This window comes from Pseudomonas protegens CHA0 (assembly GCF_000397205.1).
GTDB lineage: Bacteria > Pseudomonadota > Gammaproteobacteria > Pseudomonadales > Pseudomonadaceae > Aquipseudomonas > Aquipseudomonas protegens.
The window spans coordinates 3024423-3048424 of sequence record NC_021237.1 but is presented as its reverse complement, the minus strand read 5'-3'; the positions used below and the strand labels follow the sequence as shown (position 1 = coordinate 3048424).

At 66.4% G+C, this 24002-nt stretch carries 18 protein-coding genes and 1 pseudogene; 6 read left to right on the top strand and 13 right to left on the bottom strand.

Annotated elements, in window-relative coordinates; genetic code table 11:
• Positions 1-32 precede the first annotated feature (32 nt).
• From PFLCHA0_RS13915 to PFLCHA0_RS13900, 4 genes are all read left to right on the top strand, one after another.
• Positions 33-815 carry a sugar phosphate isomerase/epimerase family protein gene (locus tag PFLCHA0_RS13915; RefSeq protein WP_015635409.1) on the top strand — a complete coding sequence of 261 codons (783 nt, stop codon included), beginning with the start codon at positions 33-35 and terminating at the stop codon, positions 813-815.
• Positions 808-1770: a sugar kinase gene (locus tag PFLCHA0_RS13910; protein WP_041752209.1), complete on the top strand. Its 963-nt coding sequence runs from the start codon at positions 808-810 to the stop codon at positions 1768-1770. Before PFLCHA0_RS13915 ends, PFLCHA0_RS13910 begins: the two co-directional genes overlap by 8 nt.
• Before the next feature lie 136 nt (positions 1771-1906).
• A complete protein-coding gene (locus PFLCHA0_RS13905) occupies positions 1907-3202 on the top strand; it encodes an MFS transporter (protein WP_015635407.1) in 1296 nt (431 codons plus the stop codon).
• 18 nt (positions 3203-3220) lie between these two features.
• On the top strand, positions 3221-4207 hold the full coding sequence (locus PFLCHA0_RS13900; protein WP_015635406.1) for a 2-hydroxyacid dehydrogenase: 987 nt from the start codon (positions 3221-3223) through the stop codon (positions 4205-4207).
• Positions 4208-4370: 163 nt separating this feature from the next.
• On the opposite strand, the gene PFLCHA0_RS13895 is transcribed toward PFLCHA0_RS13900, so the two are convergent.
• The 13 genes from PFLCHA0_RS13895 to PFLCHA0_RS13835 form a co-directional block, all read right to left on the bottom strand.
• Positions 4371-5075 carry an NAD(P)H-dependent oxidoreductase gene (locus tag PFLCHA0_RS13895; protein WP_011061010.1) on the bottom strand — a complete coding sequence of 235 codons (705 nt, stop codon included), beginning with the start codon at positions 5073-5075 and terminating at the stop codon, positions 4371-4373.
• 9 nt (positions 5076-5084) lie between these two features.
• Positions 5085-6293, bottom strand: a complete 1209-nt coding sequence (locus tag PFLCHA0_RS13890; RefSeq protein WP_015635405.1) for a pyridoxal phosphate-dependent aminotransferase — start codon at positions 6291-6293, stop codon at positions 5085-5087.
• Positions 6294-6319: 26 nt separating this feature from the next.
• Positions 6320-7927, bottom strand: coding sequence for a 5-guanidino-2-oxopentanoate decarboxylase (locus PFLCHA0_RS13885; RefSeq protein ID WP_015635404.1), 1608 nt, complete (start codon positions 7925-7927; stop codon positions 6320-6322).
• A gap of 10 nt (positions 7928-7937) precedes the next feature.
• On the bottom strand, positions 7938-10037 hold the full coding sequence (locus PFLCHA0_RS13880; RefSeq protein WP_015635403.1) for an acetate--CoA ligase family protein: 2100 nt from the start codon (positions 10035-10037) through the stop codon (positions 7938-7940).
• A gap of 21 nt (positions 10038-10058) precedes the next feature.
• Positions 10059-11219, bottom strand: coding sequence for an acyl-CoA dehydrogenase family protein (locus tag PFLCHA0_RS13875; RefSeq protein WP_011061007.1), 1161 nt, complete (start codon positions 11217-11219; stop codon positions 10059-10061).
• 219 nt (positions 11220-11438) lie between these two features.
• Positions 11439-12230 (bottom strand): enoyl-CoA hydratase/isomerase family protein, encoded by a 792-nt coding sequence (locus PFLCHA0_RS13870; RefSeq protein WP_011061006.1) that lies wholly within the window; start codon positions 12228-12230, stop codon positions 11439-11441.
• Between the two features lie 490 nt (positions 12231-12720).
• On the bottom strand, positions 12721-14124 hold the full coding sequence (locus PFLCHA0_RS13865) for an amino acid permease (RefSeq protein WP_015635402.1): 1404 nt from the start codon (positions 14122-14124) through the stop codon (positions 12721-12723).
• Between the two features lie 208 nt (positions 14125-14332).
• Positions 14333-16588: an ATP-binding protein gene (locus PFLCHA0_RS13860; RefSeq protein ID WP_015635401.1), complete on the bottom strand. Its 2256-nt coding sequence runs from the start codon at positions 16586-16588 to the stop codon at positions 14333-14335.
• Complete coding sequence (locus PFLCHA0_RS13855) at positions 16585-17394, bottom strand: substrate-binding periplasmic protein (RefSeq protein ID WP_015635400.1); 810 nt, start codon at positions 17392-17394, stop codon at positions 16585-16587. Before PFLCHA0_RS13855 ends, PFLCHA0_RS13860 begins: the two co-directional genes overlap by 4 nt.
• A gap of 1 nt (position 17395) precedes the next feature.
• Positions 17396-18112, bottom strand: a complete 717-nt coding sequence (locus tag PFLCHA0_RS13850; protein ID WP_015635399.1) for a response regulator — start codon at positions 18110-18112, stop codon at positions 17396-17398.
• A gap of 83 nt (positions 18113-18195) precedes the next feature.
• The gene (locus tag PFLCHA0_RS13845; RefSeq protein WP_015635398.1) at positions 18196-18834 is read right to left on the bottom strand and encodes a TetR family transcriptional regulator C-terminal domain-containing protein; all 639 of its coding nucleotides are present in this window, start codon (positions 18832-18834) and stop codon (positions 18196-18198) included.
• Between the two features lie 281 nt (positions 18835-19115).
• A complete protein-coding gene (locus PFLCHA0_RS13840) occupies positions 19116-19910 on the bottom strand; it encodes a class II aldolase/adducin family protein (RefSeq protein ID WP_015635397.1) in 795 nt (264 codons plus the stop codon).
• Positions 19911-20009: 99 nt separating this feature from the next.
• Entirely contained in the window at positions 20010-21083 is a 1074-nt protein-coding gene (locus PFLCHA0_RS13835) for an ABC transporter substrate-binding protein (protein WP_015635396.1), read from the bottom strand.
• 215 nt (positions 21084-21298) lie between these two features.
• Between PFLCHA0_RS13835 and PFLCHA0_RS13830 the strand changes: the two genes are divergently transcribed.
• Together PFLCHA0_RS13830 and PFLCHA0_RS13825 are read left to right on the top strand one after the other, a co-directional pair.
• The gene (locus PFLCHA0_RS13830; protein ID WP_015635394.1) at positions 21299-23251 is read left to right on the top strand and encodes an oxidoreductase; all 1953 of its coding nucleotides are present in this window, start codon (positions 21299-21301) and stop codon (positions 23249-23251) included.
• A gap of 140 nt (positions 23252-23391) precedes the next feature.
• Positions 23392-23951 (top strand): annotated as a pseudogene (locus PFLCHA0_RS13825) (cupin domain-containing protein).
• The last annotated feature ends 51 nt before the right edge of the window (positions 23952-24002 follow it).

Below are 24002 nucleotides of genomic sequence, written 5' to 3'. Positions count from 1 at the left end.
CAAAAATGAAACCGGTTTCAGAGGTCAGGAACATGCAGCAATCCCCCGTCTCCATCAGTTTGTCCAGCTACGGCGCAGACCTTGTGCGCGCACAGGGTCAGGCGCATTTCATTCCCCTGGTGGCCGCCGCCGGCGCGTCCTGCATCGAATGGCGCGAAGAACTGCTGACCCATGAGCAGCCCGCCGAGCTGGCCCGCAGCGCTGCGGAGCACGGCCTGGAAAGCGTGTTTTCCTCGCCCCTGGAGTTGTGGCAGGCCGAGCGCAGCGAGCCCAACCCGGACCTGAGCGCCACCCTGCAACGGGCCCGGGAGTTCGGCGCCAAGCGGCTCAAGGTGTCCCTGGGGCACTTTCGCGAACACCACGACCTGCGCAGCCTGGCCAGCCTGCTGTTTCGCCAGCCCCTGGCCCTGCTGGTGGAGAACGACCAGACCGCCCACGGCGGGCGCATCGAGCCGTTCCAGCGCTTTTTCAGCGCGGTAGAGGCGCTGAACCTGCCGCTGCGCATGACCTTCGACATCGGCAACTGGCAATGGCAGGAGCAATCGGCGCTCAACGCCGCGCGCCTGCTGGGCCGGCACGTGGCCTACGTGCACTGCAAGGCGGTGCGCCTGCGGGTCGACGGCAAGCTGGTGGCCATACCGCCCGGCGCCCCGGAGCTGCATCAATGGGAACAACTGCTGCGGCACATGACTCAAGGTATTACCCGGGCCGTGGAATACCCCTTGCAAGGCACCGACCTGCTGCAAGTGACCACCGAGCAGGTCAGCCTGCTGGCCCACCTTGGCCAATCGCGCCTGGAGCATGCAGATGCCTGATATCGATATCCTCTCGTTCGGCGAAACCATGGCGATGTTCGTTGCCGAACACGGCGGCGACCTGGCCCAGGTCCAGCACTTCCACAAGCGCATCGCCGGGGCCGACAGCAACGTGGCCATCGGCCTGGCACGCCTGGGCTTCAAGGTGGCCTGGCTGAGCCGGGTAGGCAACGACTCCCTGGGGCGCTTCGTGCTCGACACCCTGCGTGCCGAAGGCCTGGACTGCCGTTTCGTGCGCTGCGACCCGATCCATCCCACCGGCTTTCAGCTCAAGTCCCGGGAAGACGGCGGCGACGACCCGCGGGTCGAGTATTTCCGCCGCGGTTCGGCGGCCAGCCACCTGGCCATCGGCGACGTCGACCCGGCCCTGCTGCGGGCCCGCCACTTGCACGCCACCGGCATTCCCCCGGCGCTCTCGGACTCGGCCCGAGAGCTGTCCGGCCACCTGATGCACACCCAGCGCAGCGCCGGGCACAGCGTGTCGTTCGACCCCAACCTGCGCCCCGCCCTGTGGCCCAGCGAAGCGCTGATGATCCGCGAGATCAACCGCCTGGCGGCGCTGGCCCATTGGGTACTGCCGGGGCTCGCCGAAGGCCGCCTGCTCACCGGCCGCGACGACCCGGCGGACATCGCCGCCTTCTACCTGGACCAGGGCGCCGAAGCCGTGGTGATCAAGCTCGGCGCCCACGGCGCCTACTACCGCACCCAGCTGGATGCCGGCTTCGTCGACGGCGTGCCGGTGGCCCAGGTGGTGGACACCGTAGGCGCCGGCGACGGCTTTGCCGTGGGCCTGATCAGCGCCCTGCTGGAAAGCCGCGGCATCCTCGAAGCGGTGCAGCGGGCCAACTGGATCGGCAGCCGCGCGGTGCAGAGCCGTGGCGACATGGAAGGCATGCCCTTGCGCCACGAACTACCGGAGCACACGCCCAGCCTGAAAACCGCCAGCGCCCTGTAGGCGCTGGCTTGCCAGCGAAGACGCCCGCCCGGCGACACCGCCTCAAGGGCCCCTTCGCCGGCCAGCCGGCTCCTGCAGTGACCGAACACCACGAACCACCTGCTGCGACAAAAACAACAAGCTCAGGAGAATTTTCATGGACACGCTCAAACTCGCCACCCGCCGCTGGTGGTACATCATGCCCATCGTCTTCATCACCTACAGCCTGGCCTACCTGGACCGCGCCAACTACGGTTTCGCCGCGGCCTCGGGCATGGCCGACGACCTGCAGATCACCCCCGGCCTGTCCTCGCTGCTGGGGGCGCTGTTCTTCCTCGGCTATTTCTTCTTCCAGGTGCCCGGGGCGATCTACGCGCAAAAGCGCAGCGTGAAGAAGCTGATCTTCGTCAGCCTGATCCTCTGGGGCGGCCTGGCCACCCTCACCGGGATAGTCGCCAACGCCTACATGCTGATCGGCATCCGCTTCCTGCTGGGGGTGGTAGAGGCCGCGGTGATGCCGGCGATGCTGGTGTACCTGTGCCACTGGTTCACCCGCGCCGAACGCTCCCGGGCCAACACCTTCCTGATCCTCGGCAACCCGGTGACCATGCTCTGGATGTCGGTGGTCTCCGGCTACCTGGTGCAGCACTTCAGCTGGCGCTGGATGTTCATCATCGAAGGCCTGCCGGCGGTGATCTGGGCCTTTATCTGGTGGCGCCTGGCCGATGACCGGCCCAGCCAGGCGCAGTGGCTGAGCCAGGACGAAAAACGCGACCTGGAAAGCGCCCTGGCCGCCGAACAGCAAGGGATCAAGGCGGTGAAGAACTACGCCGAGGCGTTCCGCTCGCCCAAGGTGATCATCCTCGCCCTGCAATTCTTCTGCTGGAGCATCGGGGTCTACGGCTTTGTCCTGTGGCTGCCGTCGATCCTCAAGCACGGCGCGCAGATGGACATGGTGGAAGCCGGCTGGCTCTCGGCGCTGCCTTACCTGGCGGCGGTGATCGCCATGCTGGCGGTGTCCTGGGGCTCGGACCGCACCCAGAAGCGCAAGCGCTTCGTCTGGCCGCCGCTGCTGGTGGCGGCCATCGCTTTCTACGGTTCCTACCTGCTGGGGGCCGAGCACTTCTGGTGGTCCTACAGCCTGCTGGTGATCGCCGGGGCCTGCATGTACGCGCCCTACGGGCCGTTCTTCGCCATCGTCCCGGAGATCCTTCCGGCCAACGTCGCCGGTGGCGCCATGGCCCTGATCAACAGCATGGGCGCCCTGGGCTCTTTCGGCGGTTCCTACCTGGTGGGCTACCTGAACAGCGCCACCGGCTCCCCCGGCGCCTCCTACCTGCTGATGAGCGGCGCGCTGCTGCTCTCGGTACTGCTGACCCTGTTGCTCAAACCCGGTGCCGACCAGCCGCAGGCCAAGGCCCTGCCCCTGCGCCGGCGCCTGGCCCACCCTTGAAACGGTCTAGAGAACCCCATGAAAAAACACCTGGTGCTGTACAAGAAACTCTCCCCAACGCTGATGGCCCGCCTGCAGGAGCAGGCGCAGGTGACCCTGATCGAAACCCTCGACGCGGCGGGGCTGAATGCCCTGCGCCAGGCGCTGCCGAGCGCCGACGGGCTGCTGGGCGCCAGCCTGCGCCTGGACGCCGAACTGCTGGACCTGGCGCCCCGGTTGCGGGCGGTGGCCAGCGTTTCGGTGGGGGTCGACAACTATGACATCGACTACCTGACCCAGCGCCGCATCCTGCTCAGCAACACCCCCGACGTGCTCACCGAGACCACCGCCGACACCGGCTTCGCGCTGATCCTGGCGACCGCCCGGCGGGTGGTGGAACTGGCCAACCTGGTGCGCGCCGGGCAATGGCAGCGCAACATCGGGCCGGCGCACTTTGGCACGGATGTCCACGGCAAGACCCTGGGCATCATCGGCATGGGGCGCATCGGCGAAGCCCTGGCCCAGCGCGGGCATTTCGGCTTCGGCATGCCGCTGATCTACCACAGCACCCGGCCCAAGCCCGCGGTGGAGCAACGCTTCAATGCCCAGTACCGGAGCCTGGAGCAACTGCTTGAGGAAGCCGACTTCATCTGCCTGACCCTGCCCCTGACCGAACGCACCCAGGGCCTGATCGGCGCCCGGGAGTTCGCCCTGATGCGCCCCGAAAGCATCTTCATCAATATTTCCCGGGGCAAGGTGGTGGATGAAGCGGCGCTGATAGAAGCCCTGCAACAACGGCGGATTCGCGGCGCCGGGCTGGACGTCTTCGAACGCGAGCCGCTGGACCACGACTCCCCGCTGCTGCAACTGCCCAACGTCGTGGCCACCCCGCACATCGGCTCGGCCACCCACGAAACCCGCGAAGCCATGGCCCGCTGCGCGGTGGACAACCTGCTGGCGGCGCTGGCCGGCCAGCGCCCACCGAACCTGGTCAACCCCGCGGCGTGGACCGGCCCGCGCCCCTAGCGGCCAGCCTGCGCAGCGCCCCCGAAGAACTCCCTATCGCCGGGAATGCTCATGTAGGAGCTGGCTTGCCAGCGAAGGCGGCCGCAAGAGCAGCACAAGGCTCAAGGGCCTGTTCGCCGGCAAGCCGGCTCCTACGGAGGAAGGCGTATCGGCGGTGGGGATTTCAGACCGGCAAGGGGTACAGGGCTTCGTCGAACTGGTCCAGGCGCGGGAAGACCAGGGGCTGGTCGTCCGCCAGGTGCTGCAGGCGCTGGCGGTAGCTGTGCAGGAAGGCTTCGCGAGCCTCCTGGCTGATGTAGGGCACGTGCCAGGCCACGAAGGGTTCCAGCACGTCATAGCCGACATAGGCCAAAGTGCCGCGCAGCAGCGGGCGCAGCATGTCCTGCAGCGGGCCGTGAATCGCGCCTTCGCCGAACATGTGCTCGCGCCCGCCCAGGGTCAGGGTCACCAGGGCTTTCTTGCCCGCCAGCCCGCCCTGGTCATAGAAACGCTTGCCGCCATAACACACACCCGACACCAGCACCCGGTCGATCCAGCCCTTGAGCATGGCCGGCACCGAGAACCAGAACACCGGGAAGTTGAGGATCAACAGGTCGGCCCACAGCAGCTTGTCCAGCTCGGCCTGGATATCCGCGGCAATGCTCTGGTTCTTCACCCCCAGGCGCTGTTCCAGGGCATACACCAGGTAATCCGGGTTGTCCCGGGAGGCAAAATCCGCGGCGCTGGCCACCGGGTTCCAGTTCATCGCGTACAGGTCGCTGACCTGTACCTGGTGCCCCTGGGCCTCCAGGGTGCTGCGGGCCTGGTCACGCAAGGCGGCGGTGAAGGACTGCGGTTCGGGGTGGGCGTGGACGATCAACACATTCATGAAGCTTCCTCAGACAGGTTGCACAGTAACAGGGGCATCGCGTTCGGCCAGGCACTGCCGGGCGCACAAGGCGATGCGCCGGCAGGCTTCGCGCAGGTCATCCGCTTGCAGCACCAGCCCCAGGCGGATATGCCCGGCGGCGCTGGGGCCGAAGGCTTCGCCGGCCAGCACCGAGACGCCCTGCTCATCCAGCAGGCGCTCGCTGAAGGCCTGGGCGCTGAGCCCGGTGGCGCGGATGTCGACCATGACGAACATGCCGCCGTCGGGCTTCAGCGGCCGGGCGCCGGGGCAATCGGCCAGGCAGTCGCACACCAGGTCCCGGCGCTGGCGATAGGCCTGGGCCATGTCCCGCAGCTGCGGCAAGGGCTGTTCCAGGGCCACCACGGCGGCGTCCTGGATGAATTCCGGCGAGCCGTAGAGCATGCACAGGGCGAGGTTTTCCAGGTGCGCGGCCAGGGCCGTCGGCGCCACTACCCAGCCCAGGCGCCAGCCGGTCATGGCATGGGACTTGGAGAGGCTATTGAGGGTTGCGGTGCGCTCGGCCATGCCCGGCAGGCTGGCCGGGCTGACATGCTCGCCCTCGTACAGCAGCTCGCTGTAGACCTCGTCGCAGATCAGCCACAGGTCATGTTCGATGCACAGCGCCGCCAGGGCTTCCCAGGTGGCTCGGGGAATGCTCGCGCCGGTGGGGTTGTGCGGGCTGTTGAGCACCAGGGCCCGGGTCTTGCCGGTGATGCGCGCGGCCACCGCCTCGGGCTGCACCCGAAAGCCGTCTTCGGCCCGCACCGGCAGCGGCACCACCCGGGCGTTGCAGGCACCGAACACTGCTTCATAGGTGACGTACATCGGCTCGGCCACTATCACTTCGTCCCCCGGGTCCAGCAGGCACTGGGCCACGCTGTACAGGGCGCACTGGGCACCGGCCAGCACCACCACCTGCTCGGCATCCACCACTTGCCCGCTGCGCTGCTGATGGCGGCGGGCGATGGCCTCGCGCAAGGCGCGCTTGCCGCGCACATCGGCGTAATGGGTGTGGCCGGCCTGCAGGCTGTCGATGGCCGCCTGGACGATGGGCTGGGGGGTGTCGAAATCCGGGTCGCCCACCGACAGCAACCAGACTTCCTCGCCACGTTCGCGCTTGGCCAGGGCCCGGTAATGAATGTCCCAGGCGGCGGCGCCGTCTCCGGCAATACGTTGGGTCAGTCGAGAAAAGCGCATGCACAAGCTCCAGGGAAAAGGGATGGTCAGCGCGCGCAGGCGTGCTTGAGTTCGATCAGGGTCACGCCGTTGCGGGCAAAGCCCTCGCGCAGTTCCTGTTGCAACTCATCGAGGCTGGCGGGCTGGCTGACGCTGCAACCAAAGGCCCGGGCCAGGGCGGCAAAATCCGGATTGCGCGGCAGCACGCCAATGGGCTCGATGTTCAGGTCCAGCATGTCATCGCGGATCTGCCCCAGGGCGTCGTTGTTCCACAGCAAGACCACCAGCGGGCCGTCCAGCTCCTCCACCGCCGTGGCCAGTTCCTGCACCGTGTAGAGAAAACCGCCGTCGCCCACCAGCACCAGCCCGGGACGTTCGGGGGCGCCGAGCTTGGCGCCGATGCCCGCCGGCAAGCCGTAGCCCAGGGTGCCGTAGCCGGTGGGATGCAGCCAGCTGCGGGTCGCCCGGGTCGGGTACAGGTAGTTGCCGCTGTAGGCCAGCTGGGTCATGTCGCTGGCGATAAAGCCGTGCTCCGGCAGCTCGGCGGCAATGCGTTGCAGGATCGAGCGGTGAATCTGCTGCAAGGGCCCCTGCCCGTTCTGCACCGCCTGGCGCAGATCGGCCACCGCATGAATCGCCGCCCCCGCTTCGGCCGGTGTAGGTGGCAAGGCCTGGAGCAAGGCGTCCAGGGTGGCGCGGGCATCGCCGTGCAAGGCCACCGAACACGGGTAGAAGTCATTGAACTTGCGCGGGTCGATATCCAGGCGCAGCAGCTCGCCGTTCAGCGGCAGGCGCTCGCGCCAATAGTCGGTGTCGGCCATCTCGGTGCCTACCGCCAGCACCACGTCGGCCTGACTGATCAACTGCCAGCCAGGCTCGACACACAAGGTCGCCCCGGCGTTCAGTGGCGCCTCCTCCGGCAGTAGGCCCTTGCCGGCAACGCTGCTGAAACACACCGCGCCCAACCGGGTGCTCAGGACCCGCAGTTGCTCGGCGGCGTGCAGCGCGCCGCCACCGGCAATGATCATCGGCCGCTTGGCCTTGCGCAGTTTGTCCGCCGCTTGCTGGATATCTGCCGCCGCAGCCGGGCCGCGAGCGGGGCGTCGCCGCACTTCACCGGTCCAGTCCCGGGCCACCTTGGCCGCCAGCACATCCAGGGGCACGCTGATGTGCACCGGGCGCGGGCGCTCGCTGTCGAACACGGCAAAGGCCCGGGCGATCAGTTCCGGCAGATCTTCCGGGCTCAGGGCCAGGGCCGAAAAGGCGGTGATAGGCGCAGTGATGGCGCGCTGGTCCTGGGTTTCGTGCAGCGAGCCGCAGCCCTTGCCCAGGCTGGCGCTGTGGTTGACGCTGGAAATCACCAGCAGCGGGATCGAGTCGGCATAAGCCTGGCCAATCGGCGTGGCGACGTTGGTCACCCCCGGGCCGCTGATGACGAAACACACCCCGGGCTTGCCACTGACCCGGGCGTAACCGTCGGCCATGAAGCCCGCGCCCTGCTCATGCCGGGTCAGCACATGGCGGATGCCGCTGCCGGGCAGCCCGCGATACAACTCCAGGGTGTGCACCCCGGGAATGCCGAACACCGTGTCGACGCCGTAGCCGGCCAGCAGGCGCACCAGGGCCTGGCCACCGGTCAAGGTCTGATCGTGCATGTCTCTCTCCTCAAGCCTGGCCAAGGCGAATCAACGCATCGACCGCGACGGTGCCCTGGGCACCGACCAACAATGGGTTCACATCCAGTTCCAGCAGTTGCCCGGCGTGTTCGCAAGCGTAGTCCGCCACCGCGCCAATGGCCGCCACCAGGGCTTCAAGATCAGCCGTCGGGCGCCCGCGAAAGCCTTGCAGCAAGGCGGCGCTGCGCAGGCTGAGCAGGGCCTGGCGGATCGCCCCTTCGGTGGTGGGCAGCAGCAGGCTGCGACTGTCCTTGAGCAGTTCCACCAGCACCCCGCCAGCACCGATCACCAAGGCCAGAGCGAAGTCGTTCTCACGCTTGATGCCGACAATCAGCTCCGCCAGGGGCGGCGCGGCCATGGGCTCCAGCAACACCCGCTCAAAAGCCACGCTGGGCGCATGCTCGGCGATCCGCGTGCGCATCAGGCGCAGGGCCGCGCTCAGGGCTTCAGGGTCCTTAAGATTCAGGGCCACCGCCCCGGCCTCGGTCTTGTGCGGCAACTGCGCGCTGACCGCCTTGAGCACCAGCGGATAACCGACAGCAGCCGCCGCGCTCAGGGCCTGCTCGGGGGTGCTCAGCACACCGTCCGGGATACTCAGGCCGAAGCCGCGCAAGGCCTGTTTGGACTGCCACTCGTCCAGCAGCACGCTGGCGCCGTGGAGGGCCTGCGGGCACAGCGGCACCAGGGCCGACTCCCCCAGGGCCAGCAGTGCCGGACGGCGCTGTTGATAGGCGACGATCCGGCCCCAGGCCGCCAGACCGTCCTCCACCCCTTGCAAGGCGGGAATGCCGTGGCCGTGCAAACGCTCGCGGGCGCTGGCCGGCAGCAGCTCGGGAAAGGCCGAGGTGACAAAACCGCGCTTGCCGTGGCGTTGCAGCGCCGCGCAGAACAGCTCCAGCAGCAGGTCGCACTCCTTGCGCTCGCCGGTGAACTCGGCCGGGTAATCCAGCACCAGCATGGCGCTGTCGGCCTCGGTACGCAGCGCCGTGTCGAGCATGGCTTGCAAGGCCGTGGCGTCGCCCCAGATCGCGGTGGTGAAATCCAGCGGGTTGACCAGATTGGCGTAGCCCGGCAGCACCTGGGCCAACTCGGCGCACTGCCCGGCATCCAGCTTGGGCAGTTGCAAGCCGTTGCGCTCGGCGTAGTCGGCGATCAGCCCGGCGTCCCCCCCGGAACAGGCCAGGGCCATCAGGTGCGGGCCGGCCGGCAACTGCCCGCAAGAGGCGGCCTTCAGGGTTTCGACAAAACTCACCGGGCCGCTGACCCGGATCACCCCCAGGCGCTGGAACAACGCGTCGTACAAGGCATCGGAACCCGACAGCGAACTGGTGTGACTCAAGGCCAGTTCGGCGCCGATCTGCGACACCCCGGTCTTCAGGGCAATGATCGGAATGCCCTTCTCCAGGGCTTTATGCGCCGCCCGGGCAAAACCCGGCACGTTCTTCAGGCCTTCCAGGTGCAGGCCGATGGCCGTGACCCGTGGTTCGTCCAGCAGCACGTCCATCAGTTCGGCAATGCCCAGCTGCGCCTGATTGCCCACCGACGCCATGTAGGCCACCGGCAGCGAGCGATCGCTCATGGACAGGTTGTAGGCAAAGTTGCCGCTCTGGGTCAGCACCGCCACACCGCGTTCCACGGGTTGACCGCCATGGGCCACCGGCCACAGCGCGGCGCTGTGCAGGTAGTCCAGCAGGCCGTAGCAGTTAGGGCCCAGCAGCGCCATGTCGCCTGCGGCCTGCAGTAATTGCTGTTGCAGGGCCTGGCCCTCGGCGCCGGTTTCGGCAAAGCCCGAGGCATAACAGATCGCCCCACCCGCGCCCTTGGCCGCCAGCGCCGCGACGCAGGTCAGGGTCAGCTCGCGGTTGGTGGCGACGAACACCGCATCCGGGCCGCAGGGCAGCTGTTCGATGCTGGCCACACAGGGCACGCCATCGAGCTCGGCATGCTGCGGGTTGACCAGCCACATGGGCCCGGTAAACCCGTCTTCGGCGCAGCGCTTGAGGGCCCGGGCCATGCTGCGCCCACCGACGAAGGCCAGGTGCCTTGGGGCCAGCAGGCGCTTGAGATTGTCACGTAGAGTCTGGGACATGACGGCAATTCTCCAGGGCGCTCAGCGCATCAGCGGCCGCAGCAGTTCACGGGAAATGATGTGGCGCTGGATCTCCGAAGTGCCTTCCCAGATGCGCTCGATCCGCGCATTGCGCCAGATGCGTTCCACCGGGCCTTCGTCCATCAGGCCCATGCCGCCGTAGATCTGCACCGCCTCGTCGGCCACCCGGCCCAGCACTTCACTGGCGAACAGCTTGGCCATGCCGGCCTCGCCGTCGGTCATGCTGCCCTGGTCCATCTTCCAGGCGGTGTGCAGGGTCAACAGCTCGGCGGCGCGGATCTGCGTGGCCATGTCCGCCAGCTTGAACGACACCCCCTGGTAACTGCCGATGGCCTGACCGAACTGCTTGCGATCCGCCGCCCATTGCAGGGAGGCATCCAGGGCGCGCTGGGCCTGCCCCACGCAGTTGGCCGCCACCATCACTCGCCCGGCGGTGAGCCAGGCGTTGGCCACTTCCCAACCCTTGCCCACCTCCCCCAGCACCTTGGAAGCCGGTACCCGGCAGTCGTCGAAGAACATCTCGAAGGTGTGGTAGCCACGGTTGCTCACGCACTTGGGGCCACGGCGGATGGTCAGGCCCGGGGTGTCGCGATCCACCAGGAACGAAGTCACCGCGTTGCGCTGACGGCCGTTGTGCTCATAGGTGCCGGTGACCGCAAAGACAATGGCGAAATCCGCATGCCCGGCGTGGCTGATGAAGTGCTTGCTGCCGTTAAGCACAAAGTCGCCGCCGTCGCGCACGGCGCGGGTCTTGATCGCATTGGCATCGGAACCGGCGCCGGGTTCGGTCAGGGCGAAGCAGTCGACCTTGCGCCCTTGCACACAGGGCAGCAGGTAGTCGCCGATCTGCGAGCCGGTACAGGCCATGAGGATTTTCGAAGGCCGGGCAACGAACACATGCAGGGCCCAGGAACACTTGGCCAGCTCACGCTCGATCAGCGCCTGGGACAGGTAGTCCAGGCCGCCGCCACCCACTTCTTCCGGCATGTTGAAGGCATAGAAGCCAGCGGCGATGGCCTTGCTGCGGATCTCCCCGGCGAGGTCGGCGCTGACCTCATCGGCGCGGTCCACCGCCTCTTCGTGGGGCAGCAACTCCTTGCTGACAAAACTGCGAACCGCGTCCACCAACATTTCTTGTTCTTGGCTGAGTTGGAAATTCATGGCGCTACCTGTGAGTGATTGACGGTGCAAAAAAAACGAGTGATCTGGCAGGACGATCTGGCGAAAAACACCGTCCCGTAGGAGCCAGCTTTCTGGCGAACGGGCCCTTGAATCAGGCGCTGTTCTTGCGGGCGCCTTCGCCGGCAAGCCGGCTCCTACAAAATGGGCACATGGCCCAGGGGCCCTTTCGCCGGCAAGCGGAACGCCGCCCGACCGCCCCTACAACCCTTGGAAACGTGGCGGGCGTTTTTCGCTGACGGCACGCAGGGCTTCGGCGCCGTCGGCGCTGCGCCCGCAGAGCAGGCCGGCGGCCAGTTCGGCGGCCAGTTGCTGCGCCAGGCTGCGATCGGCGCCCTGGCGGATCAGCTTCTTGGTCTGGGCAAAGGCGAAGGTCGGGCCCGTGGCCAGGCGCGCCGCCAGCTCGCTGACGCTGCCGATCAGTTGTTCGTCGGCGCACACCTCGCCGACCAAACCGGCGGCCAGGGCCCGTTCGGCGCTCCACAACTCATCGAGGAACAGCAGGCGCTTGGCCTGTTCGCTGCCGATCAAGCGCGGCAGGTGCCAGCTGGCCCCGGCGTCCGGCGAGTAGGCCATGCTGGTGTAGCCGGCCTTGAACCGCGCCGACTGCCCCGCCACCCGCAGGTCGCAGCACAGCGCCAGGTCCATGCCACCGCCCACCGCCGTGCCGTTGATGGCGGCGATGGTGGGTTTGTCCAGGCTGTGCAGGCAGGTCATCAAGGCGTGGGCGGTTTCGGTCCAGCCGTAGCTTTCCAGGGCGCCCCGGGCCTCGGCTTCGGCCCATTCCGCCAGATCGGCCCCGGCGCAGAAACTGCGGCCGCTGCCGGTCAGCACCAGCACCCGTACCGCCGGGTCGCTGTTGCAGTGCTCCAGCAAGGCATGCAGTTGCTTGAGGGTGGGGATGTCCAGAGCATTGCGTTGCTCCGGGCGATTGAGGGTGATCCAGGCTACGCCGGCTTCGACCCGGCTGAGCAGCGACGATGAAGGGGTCATGTGCGTCCTCGAATTATTGTGGTTGGCGTGAGGGAGGTGATGTGAGGGCCATACTAAACGAGTGTTCAACAAGGCAGCAATTGGTTGATCGAGGCCTGTCTCCATTCTGGAAAAAATACATAACTCGTTGTTTTAAATAGACATTAATCAGAATCAATCGTTGCTTCGGGCTCCTCTGTTACAACTTCGAACAACCGCCTACAACCTCCCGCGCGGGCTCTGTAGCCGCTGCCGAGCCTGCGAGGCTGCGCAAAGGACCGCAGGAAGTTGCGGTGGTTGGGCCCCCGTGGGCGCAGGCCCTGGCGATGCAAGGCTTGCGGGCCTCTTCGCCGGCAAGCCGGCTCCTACGGGGTGGGGCTGTGGGATGTGCCTGCTTAATGTAGGAGCTGGCTTGCCAGCGAAAGCGCAGGCCCAGGCGATGCAGGGCTCAAGGGCCTCTTCGCCGGCAAGCCGGCTCCTACGGGAGCCTGAGTGGTGTACCTGCCGGCTCCTACACGGCGGCTGCAGGTTGCAGTTGGCGTTTGCGCTGCATCAGGTAGTAGGCGCCGTAGCACAGGGCGATAAAGCCCGAGCCCCAGTACAGCGACGGACGCTGGGTTTCATCCAGGGCCAGGAACACGAACAGCGAACTGCACAGGACGATGCACAGCAGCGGCACCAGAGGGAACCAGGGCGCGCGGTACTTGAGCTGCTCCAGTTGCCCGCCTTCGCGCAGGAACTGGCGACGGAAGCGGTACTGGGCCAGGGCAATGACGATCCAGGTCACGGTGCCGGCCATGCCGCTCACCGCCATCAGCACCATGAACAGGGTGTCGGCAGCGATGAAGCTGGTCATCAACGAGATCAGGGCAAAGCACAGGGTGATGAACAGGGCGCGCAGGGGTACGCCTTGTTTGCTCAGGGGCGACAGGGCCTTGGGCGCCATGCCGGATTTGGACATGGCCCAGAGGATGCGCGTGGAGGCATACAAACCGGAGTTGCCCACCGAAAGAATCGCCGTGAGGATCACGAAGTTCATCAGGTCGGCGGCGTAGGGAATTCCCACCATGTCGAACACCTGGACGAAGGGGCTCTCCACCAGTCCGGCTTGCTGCCAGGGAATGATCGCCGCCAGCACCATCACCGCCAGGACATAGAAGATCAGTACCCGAAACACCACGTTGCGCACGGCACGCGGAATGCTTTTTTCCGGCTGGTCGGTTTCACCGGCGGCCACGCCCATGATCTCGCAGCCCTGGAAGGCGTAGACCACGGTCATCATCACCGCGAACACCGCCGGCAGGCCGTTGGGGAACAGGGAGTCGCCCTTGAGGTTGTCGAACATCGGCGCCGGGGCGCCGCTGGGCAGGTCGATGACGCCGAAGATCACCAGCGCGCCCACCACGATAAAGCTCAGGATCGCCAGCACCTTGACCCCGGCGAACCAGTATTCGGCCTCGCCAAAGGCCCTGGTGGCCAGGGCGTTGATGCCGAACAGCAAGGCCACGAACAGCGCCGACCAGTACCAGATCGGCACCCCGGGAAACCAGCGCTGCATCAGCATGCCGGCGGCGGTGAACTCCAGGCCCACGGTGGTGGCCCAGCTCATCCAGTAGACCCAGCCGATCATGAAGCCGGTGGCCGGGCCGATGTACTTGGTGGCGTGGGCCTGGAACGAGCCGGACACCGGCATCTGCACCGACAGCTCGCCCAGGCAGACCATTACCAGGTACATCAGGAAGCCGGCCACCAGGTAGGAGAGGATCGCCCCCCAGGGCCCGCCCTGGTTGATGGTGACCCCGGAGCCCATGAACAGCCCGGTGCCGATCACGCCGCCCAGGGACAGCATGAAAATGTGCCGGCTCTTCAGCGAGCGCGTCAGTTGGATGCCTTTGCGTTCAGTACTGGTCGTCATGGTGCACCTCAGCAGTCGGTGAGGCGCAGGGCGCGGGGCGATGGGACGGGGCGTGGGGTACAAGCAGCTTGCAGGCAGTTCATTATTATTATCTCCAATAAGCTTCGAAGGCCGCGGCGGGCGCGGCTCAAGCGATTATTGGAAAGCCATGTAAGTTCGGGTTGAAGCAAAAGATCGAAGATGTAAAAAGTCGTAAGGATTTTGTACGTCAGGCCGCCAGCAAGCGCTGCAGCAAGGCCCGAGACTCTTGCCAGGGCTGCTGCAGCCTCGCCGCCAGGGACGCCAGAGCCGGGCGATCCGCCTGCTGCGCCGCCTCCTCCAACTCCCGCAGCACCCGGGCCAACGCGCAAAACCCCAGGGAGTCGGCACTGCCCGCCAGCCGATGGGCCAGGTGCAGGACCTCGGTGCAGTCTTCGGCGGCCAGGGCGTCGGCCAACAGTGGTTGTTGCTGATCCAGGGCATCGGCCAGGATCCGGAGCAGGTCCTGCAACTTCTGCTCGCCCAACAGACTGCGATGAGTGTCCAGCAAGCCCTGGTCGAGCAAGCCCTCCTCAGTGTCGGCCTGCGGCATCTGCACCTGCCCGGCCAGCACCTGACGCAGGCTCTCCAGCTGCAACGGCTTGCCGAGAATGCCCTGCATCCCGGCCTGCAGATAACCACGCACCACGGACGGCTGGACGCTGGCGGTGAGAGCGACAATGCGCACCTGCCGGTTGGGCCCGGGACGCTGGCGGATTTCCCGGCACAGTTCGACCCCGCTGATGCCCGGCAAGTGCACATCCAGCAGCAACAGGTCGAAGGCTTGCTGCTGACACAAGGCCAGAGCCGACTCGCCGTCTTCAGCCAGCCACACTTGATGGCCGTCACGCTGCAGCAGGCCGCTGGCCACTTCGCGGTTCAGGGCCACGTCTTCGACCACCAGGATCTTCAAAGCCTGCGTCGGCAACTCAAGCGCGGGCACCGACAAGGGCTCCTGGCCGATGCCCAACGCCAGCTCGAACCAGAAACAACTGCCCTGCCCCAGCTCACTGTCGACGCCGATGCGTCCGTCCAGTTGCTGCAGCAGGTGCTTGCAGATGGCCAATCCCAGGCCAGTGCCGCCATAGCGGCGGCTGACTTCATCACTGGCCTGGACGAAACGCTCGAAGATCTTTTCGCGCATCGACGCGGCAATGCCGATGCCGTTGTCGCGCACGCAGCAGCGCAGGCGCTGGCCCTCGGCGGCGCTGTGCAGCACCTGCACCTCGACCCGCACCCAGCCGTCTTCGGTAAAACGAATGGCGTTGGCCAGCAGGTTGCTCAGCACCTGGCGCAGGTACTGCTCGGCGCCCTGCTGGCGCGGTGCCAGTTGTTCGTCGATGTGCAATTCCAGGCGGGTGCGGTTGGCCTCGGCCCGGGGCTGCAACAAGGTGGTGACTTCTTCCAGCAACTGACGCAGGGAGAAGTCCCGCACTTCCGGGCGGCTTTCGCCCTCCTCCAACCGGGCAAAGGACAGCACTTCGTTGAGGATGCTCAGTAGCCCCTCCCCGGCCTGGTGCAGGGCCTGCAAGCGCTGGCGATCCTGGCTGCCCAGGGGCGCCGAACGCAGCAGTTCGGCCATGCCGAGGATGCCATTCAAGGGGGTGCGCAGTTCATGGCTCATGGTCGCCAGAAAGCGCGACTTGGCGAGGTTCGCGGCTTCGGCCTCGTCCTTGGCGTGCATCAGGCTGGCGGTGCGGCGCTGGACCATTTTCTGCAATTCGTCGCGCTTGTCCTGCAAGGCCAATCGGTCGGCTTCGCGGCGCTGCACATCGTCGAGCACTGCCCGACGCATGTCGTCCAGGGCCCGGGCTACGGTGTCGATCTCATCGCCGCCGGGGCGCTGGCGCTTGTCCAGGTGCAGGGGCTCGTGCAGCTCGCCGGCCGCCACGCGCCGGGCGAAATCGGCCATCACTTGCAGGTGCCGGGTCACCAGGCGGTAGAACAGCCCGGACAAGGCCACCGCCAAGCCGCAGAGAAACACGCTCATCCACAACAGGCTGGCCAGCCCGGTGGCGTACAGGCGCCGATACACTGCCCCCAGATCAGTGCTGACCTGCAACTCGCCCAACTGGCGCAAGGGCCCGGACGGCGGCTGGTAGCTCAGGGGGAAACGCTCCACCCGCAGCGGCCCGATCAGCTCGGCACTGCCCTGCTGCAAGTCGAAGTCGTTGCTGATCAAGTGCACCCGGGCCACATCGGAAAAGTCCACCAGCCCCTGCAACTGCACGGTCAGCTGCTCCTGGTTGAGGTCCCACAGGTTGCGTTCCAGGCTGCCCAGGTAACCGGCGCGAATCAGCTCCATGCGGCTGTCGATGTCGCGCATTTCCCGGCGGTATTCGAAGTACAGCTGCACGCTGCTGGCGAGCACGGTGAAGCACAGGCTGAACAGCAGGATAAACAGCAGCAGGCGGCGCAACAGGCCGCTGGGCCGCAGCGCAATCATGGCCGGCCCTCCACCTGGGCCTTGAGCATGGCGCGGTAGCCGTCCTGGCTCTGCGCCAGCCAGCGCTGGATCGCCCCGCTGTCCACCTGGCGCTGCAACTGGGTGTCGATCTCGGCCATGCGCGGCGCCAGGGGCGAATGGCGCGACACCGCCAGGCGCAGGTAGTCGACGCTCACCGCCTGGGGCAAGGCGATGATGTCCTGGGCCCCCGGCAACTGCTCGATGAACAGCTGCCCGGTGCGGCGTTCATGGGGGATGAAATCGATGCGCTGGCGGATCAGCTTGCCGAAATTCTGCTGGCTGCTGGAGACCCATTCGATATTGCCGTGCTGCACCACTTCGCGGTCGAAATCCTGGCCGTAGCTCTCGCCGAACAGCAGGCCGCCGCGGTAGGCGGTCAGGTCCTGCAAGTGGGTAAAACTCGGCAGGTTGCGGCGGTTGACGAACAGCGCCACCTCCTCACGCAGCACCGGCACCCGGGAAAACAACAGGTCCTGCTGGCGCTGGCCGGTGCTGTAGGCCAGCACCACATCCACCCGGCCCGCGGCGGCGTCCAGCAGGCAGCGCTTCCAGTTGCCCAGCACCACCACCTGCACCTGATAGCCCAGGTCCCCCAGCACCTGGCGCACCACCGTCGGTGCCAGGCCGCGCACCTGGCTGCCGTCGCTCCAGGAAATCGGTGGGTACACCGGGTAGTCGCAATAACGCAGCACGGGCTGGGGCTGCGGCGCGGGCTCGGCCCAGGTCGCGCCGGCCAGCGGGATCAGGCACAGGCCCAGGCACAGCACCAGCGCGCGACGCAGCAATTCAGGCCGCCACGCTGGCGGTGAAAAGGTAACCGGCGCCGTGGATGGTGATGATCAGCTCCGGCTCGGCCGGGTCGTCGTGCAGCTTGCGCCGCAGGCGGCCCACCAGCACGTCGATGGAACGGTCGCTGGGCACCCATTCGCGGTTGCGGATCTGGTCCATCAACTGGTCGCGGCTCAGGGTATGGCCGCTGTTGCGCAGGAACACGCTGAGCAATTGGTATTCGCCGTGGGTCAGCAGGGTTTCAGCGCCCCGCGGGTCGATCAGCCGGCGGCGGTCGGTGTCCAGGGCCCAGTCGGCGAACTGCTTGACCGGGCTCGGGCTGTTGGCCGGGGCCTGGGGCGGGTTGGCCTGGCGCACCCGACGGATCAGGTTCTTGGCCCGGGACACCAGCTCGCGGGGGTTGAGGGGTTTGATCACGTAGTCGTCGGCGCCGCATTCCAGGCCGACGATGCGGTCGATGTCGTCGTTGCGCCCGGTGATCAGGATGATCCCCACCTCCGAACGCACCCGCAGCTCCCGGGTCAGGGTCAGGCCGTCCTTGCCCGGCAGGCGGATGTCCAGCATCAGCAGGTCCACCGTGTGCTGGCCGAGAAAGCTCTCCGCCTGCTCCGCGGTGGCGGCGCAATGCACGTCGTAGCCTTCCTGAGAGAGATAAGCCTGAAGCAGCTCGCGAATCAGCGGATCGTCATCGACGATCAATACCCGAGGAGTCATCGCCTGTGTTCCTGATTATTTTTATTAGAGAAACCACCTACAGCGCAGCAGCCTAGCCATTACTGAACAACCGATCAACAGCCCTATGTCGGCACAGCGAAACCGCGCCCGCCGCTGGCCAGCAGCCCCTCGACCCAGGCCTCGCAGATCTGCACGCCCTGCTGTGGGCTGAAGGTCCCCGGGTTGAGCCCGGACTCCAGCCACAGGCCGTCGAGCAAGGCGCTGAGGCTGATGGCCGCCAGATCGGCGTCGAAGCCTTTCCAGCCCTGAATGCCGGCCAACTGGCCCAGCAGGCCGGCCAGCTCGTTGCGGTATTCACCATAGGAATGTTCGTGGGCCAGGTTGATCGCCTCGGCGGTCTTCACCGCGCCCCAGAAGGCCAGCCAGGCATCCAGCAGCCGCGGGTCCAGCAGTTCGGCGCAGAACGAGGCGCGAAAGAACGCCGACAGCCGCTGCCGGGGATCGGGCTCGGCCTGCTCCATGGCCTCGCGCAGCAGGGTCATGACCCGCCCGGTGATCGCGCGATAGGCCTCGGCCACCAGCTCGTCCTTGCCGGAATAGTGATGGCTGATCAGCCCCACCGACACCCCAGCCTCGGCGGAGATCTTGCGGATCGACGCGCCCTGGAAACCGTGGAGCTTGAGGCAGGTCAGGGTCGCCTCGATCAGCTCGGCCTTGCGCAGGTCGGGTTCCAGGCGGGAAAAGCGCGCTTCCTGGCTCATGGGGCGGGTTCCTTGGGCGGTGGCGGGAAATTGAAACTGAACGACTGTACAACAGGCCTTCCGTGGCTATCCAGCGTTTGTGTGGCCGCCCAAGCCGCACCGCTTTCTGTAGACGCTGCCGCAGGCTGCGAACGGTCTGGGCGGCATTCCGTCGCAGGGACGCAACGATCTTCAAGGCGACACAGGTTCGGCTGCAGATCGCCAGGCAAGGCCCTGCGGGCCTTTTCGCAGCCTCGCCATGGCTCGGCAGCGGCTACAGGTAGATACAAACCCACGTGGGGTCAGGCGCGGTAGTCGGGGGCGATGCGCTCCAGCAGGCGCAACAACGCTGCCCAGGCCAGTTGCATGGCGTCCGGGTCGTTGAGTTCGCCTTCCTGCAGCGGCCGGCCCGGGTCGTTGAACTGGCGTTCGGTGTGGGCGCAGACCGCGTCCGGTGGTAGCACGATCTCCCCTGCTGCCTGGGCCGCCAGCTGGATCTCGCAGGCCTTCTCCAGGTAGTACATGCGCAAAAACGCCTGGCTCACGGTTTCGCCCACGGTGAGCAGGCCATGGTTGCGCAGCATCAGCACGCTCTTGTCGCCGAGGTCGGCCACCAGACGTTGCTGCTCGCTCAGGTCCAGGGCCACGCCTTCGTAGTCGTGGTAGGCCACGCGGCCATAGAACTCCATGGAAATCTGGTTCACCGGCAGCAAGCCGCATTTGAGCGCCGCCACCGCGCATCCGGCCTTGGTGTGGGTGTGCAGCACGCACTGGGCGTCTTCCCGGGCGCCGTGAATGGCGCTGTGGATCACAAAACCCGCCGGGTTCACCGGGTACGGCGACGGCTCCACGGCTTCGCCATTGAGGTCGATCTTCACCAGGTTGGAGGCGGTGATTTCATCGAACATCAAGCCGTAGGGGTTGATCAGGAAGTGATGCTCGGGCCCGGGCAAGCGCACCGAGATATGGGTGAAGATCAGGTCGGTCATGCGAAAGTGCGCGATCAGGCGGTAGCAGGCCGCCAACTCTTCGCGCAGGCGCTGCTCGGTGCTGCTGCGCTCGGTCAGGGCGTGGGGGCTGGGAGCGATATTGTTCATTGTTGGAGTCCTCCAGGCAGGTGGGCGGGCAAACGGGGCCGGTAAAAAGAGCCCGCAAACAATAGGACCGGACGCCCGCAGGCGTCCAGCCCGGTGCACTTACTTGCTGGCCCAGGCGTTGAAGCGCTCTTCCAGCTCTTCGCCATGGTCGACCCAGAACTCCACGTTCATCGCCAGGGCGTCCTTGAGGTTCTGTTCCGAGGTCGGCACCCACTGCGCCAGGGCCGGGTCGAGCTTGGCCGCGGCCAGGGTGTTGGTCGGGCCATAGGGGATCTGCTTGACGTAGTTGACCTGGGCTTCGGGAGAGTTGGCGAAGGCGATGAAGCGCTTGGCCTGATCCACGTGTTTCGAGCCCTTGATGATCGCCCAGTAGTCCATGCCGTACAGGCTGCCGGGCCAGACCACCGCCAGCGGCGCGCCGGCCTGGGCGGCCACGGCGATGCGGCCGCTGTAGGTCGAGGTCATCACCACATCACCGGCGGCCAGCCACTGCCCCGGCTGGGCGCCGGCTTCCCACCACTGGATGTTGGGCTTGAGTTCGGTCAGCTTGGCGAAGGCCCGCTCCACCCCTTGCGGCGTGGCCAGGACCTTGTACACGTCCTCGACCTTGACCCCGTCGGCCATCAGGGCGAATTCCAGGTTGTACACCGCGCGCTTGCGCAGGCCGCGCTTGCCGGGGAACTGCTTGACGTCCCAGAAATCCGCCCAGGACGCCGGCGCCTTGGCCAGCTTGTTGCGGTCGTAGGCGATGGCCACGCTCCACACCAGCACCGCCGAGCCGCAGGGCTGGGCGGCATCGGCAATCAGCTGCTCGGCACGGCCCAGGGCCTTCCAGTCCAGGGGTTCGTACATGCCTTCGTCGCAGCCGCGCATCAGGTCCGGGCCTTCGATCTGCACCAGGTCCCAGTCGACGTTGCCGGTGTCGACCATGACCTTGATGCGGGCCATTTCGCCGTTGTATTCGCTCTGGATCAGCTTGCTGCCATCGGCCTTGCTGAAGGGTTGGAACAACGCCACATCCTGGGCTTTTTGTCCGGCTCCGCCGTACGCCACGACCACCATGTCGGGGGCTGCCTGGGCCTTGTTCTGAATCAGCGGCTGGCCCAGGGTCAGACCCAAGGCCAGGCTCAGGGCCAGGAAAGAACAACCGTGCTTGCGGGTGAGCGCTTTCATTCTGTGAATCCTCGTCGCGGTGCCACACCGGCAGGCGCCGGCACAGCCCTTTTTTATTGTTGTGAGGTTGGCCGCGGGAGCGGGCGCAAATCGAAGCTACTGCAAGCCTTAGTAAAAAAACAAGTTGATTTTTTACTGTCGGTAAATTTTGATAGGCCAACAATAACAACGCCAAGGCCCCGCCCCCTGCCCTTGGCCCGCCTGGAGCCACCGCAATGACCAGCGCCTTCCCGCACCTGTTCGAACCCTTGCAGATCCGTGGCAAACGCCTGAAGAACCGCATCATGTCCAGCGGCCACGACACCTCGATGCCCACCGACAACCTGGTCAACGAACAGCTGATTGCCTACCACCGCGCCCGGGCCGAAGGCGGCGTCGGCCTGATCGTGCTGCAGGTGGCCGGGGTCCACGACAGTGCGCGCTACACCAGCCACGTGCTGATGGCCACCGACGACGCCTGCATCGACGGCTACCGGCGCCTGGCCGAAACCTGCCACGCCCACGGCACCGTGGTGCTGTCGCAGATCTTCCACCCGGGGCGGGAAATCATGGAGTCCGCCGACGGCCTGCTGGCCGTGGCCTACGCCCCTTCGGCGGTGCCCAACGAACGCTTCCGGGTCATGCCCCGGGCCCTGGACCAGGACATGATCGACGAGATCATCCAGGGCTACGCCGACGCCGCCCGGCGCCTGCATCAGGCCGGGCTGGACGGCGTGGAACTGGTGGCCAGCCACGGTTACCTGCCGGCGCAGTTCATCAACCCGCGGGTCAACCGCCGCAGCGATGGCTACAACGGCGAGCTGGAACAGCGCCTGCGCTTTATCCGGGAAATCCTCGACGCCATGCGCGCCAGCACCGATGCCGACTTCATCATCGGCCTGCGCATTTCCGCCGATGAACGCGACCCCGAAGGCCTCACCGAAGACGAATCCCTGGCCGCCGTGCAATTGCTGCAAGGGCAACTGGACTACGTGCACATCGTCGCCGGCACCTCCGCCTCCCTCGGCGGCGCGGTGCACATAGTCCCGCCCATGGCGGTGGAAGCGGCCTATCTGGCCCGGGAAGCCGGCACCTTCAAGGCCAGGCTGTCGATCCCGCTGTTCGTCACCGGGCGCATCAACCAGCCCCAGGAAGCCGAGGCGATCATCGCCAAAGGTCAGGCCGACGTGTGCGGCATGACTCGCGCGCTGATCTGCGACCCGCAAATGCCCAACAAGAGCGACAGCGGCCACGCCGAAGACGTGCGCGCCTGCATCGCCTGCAATCAGGCGTGCATCGGCCACTTCCACAAGGGCCTGCCGATCTCCTGCATCCAGCACCCGGAAACCGGCCGCGAACTGCTCTACGGCCAGCCCAAGCCCAGCGCCCGCGGCAAACGCATCCTGGTGGTGGGCGGCGGCCCGGCCGGGATGAAAGCCGCCGCCGTCGCCGCCCAACGCGGCCACCGCGTCACCCTCTACGAAGCCAGCGCGCAACTGGGCGGCCAGATCCAACTGGCGCAACTGCTGCCCCGGCGCAGCGAATTCGGCGGCGCCAGCACCAACCTGCAACGGGAAATGCAACTGGCCGGCGTGGAGGTGGTGCGCAACACCCGGGTCGACCGCGCCCTGATCGAGCGCGAAAAGCCCGACCACGTGATCATCGCCACCGGCGCCCAACCCTACTGGCCGAACTTCGAACGCGGCGGCGACCTGCAAGTGGTGGACACCTGGCAAGTACTGCGGGACGAAGTGCAACTGGGCCGCAGCGTGGTAGTGGCCGACTGGCGCTGCGACTGGATCGGCCCCGGCATCGCCGAGCGCCTGGTCCGCGCCGGGCACCAAGTGCAACTGGCGGTCAACGGCACCCACTGTGGCGAAAACCTGCCGCTGTACGTGCGCGACCAACTGGCCGGCGAACTGCACAAACTGGCGGTCCCGATCATCCCCTACGCCCGCCTCTACGGCTGCGACGACAGCACCGTCTACCTGCAACACACCGCCAGCGGCGAACCCATGCTCCTGGAAAACGTCGACAGCCTGGTCCTGTGCCAAGGCCACCAATCCGTGGACGACCTCGGCCAACAACTCAAGGGCCTGGTGCCCTTCCAACGCATCGGCGACTGCCTGGCACCGCGCACCGTCGAAGAAGCCATCCACGAAGGCTTGAAAGTCGCCTGGGCGCTTTGAGGCTGCTTTATACTCCAGGGCTTTTGCAGGACGGGCGCCCGGACGCGTCCGCCTTCCTGGCCTGGAGCCCGCCATGAACCCAAGCAGCAAGACGCCGCCCGCGAGCACCGCGCCCGAGCCCGGCAGCGACAACCAGGCCCCTGGCGGCCCGCAGTTCCTTGGCACCCGCATTCGCGGCCTGCGCAAACGCCGCGGCCTGACCCTGAGCGAACTGGCGCAACAGAGCGAACTCACCGCCGGCTACATCAGCCAACTGGAACGCAACCTCGCCTACCCCTCCATCCCCGCCCTGTTCAACATCGCCCGCAGCCTGGGCGTGACCATCCAATGGTTCTTCGCCAGCGAAACCCAGACCGCACCCGAAGACCAAGGCTATGTGGTACGCAAAAAACAGCGGCTGCAGGTGAATTATGAGAACGGGATTATCGATCAACTGCTGACCCCGCAGCCGACCCGGCAGTTGGAGTTTTTGCACTCACGGTTTCCGCCGGGGACCTACAGCAAGGAGAGTTACAGCCATGAGGGCGAGGAAGCCGGGTATGTGCTGTCGGGGAGCTTTGAGCTGTGGGTGGGCGAGCGGTATTTTCAGCTGAGTGAGGGGGATAGTTTTAGTTTCTCCAGCCAGGAACCGCATAAGTATGGGAATCCTGGGGAGGAGGATGCGGTGGTGTTGTGGGTGATAACGCCGCCGACGTTTTGAGCGAGCGACTGAGCGGAAGCGCAATGCACTGCTCTTTCGTTTACTGAAAAC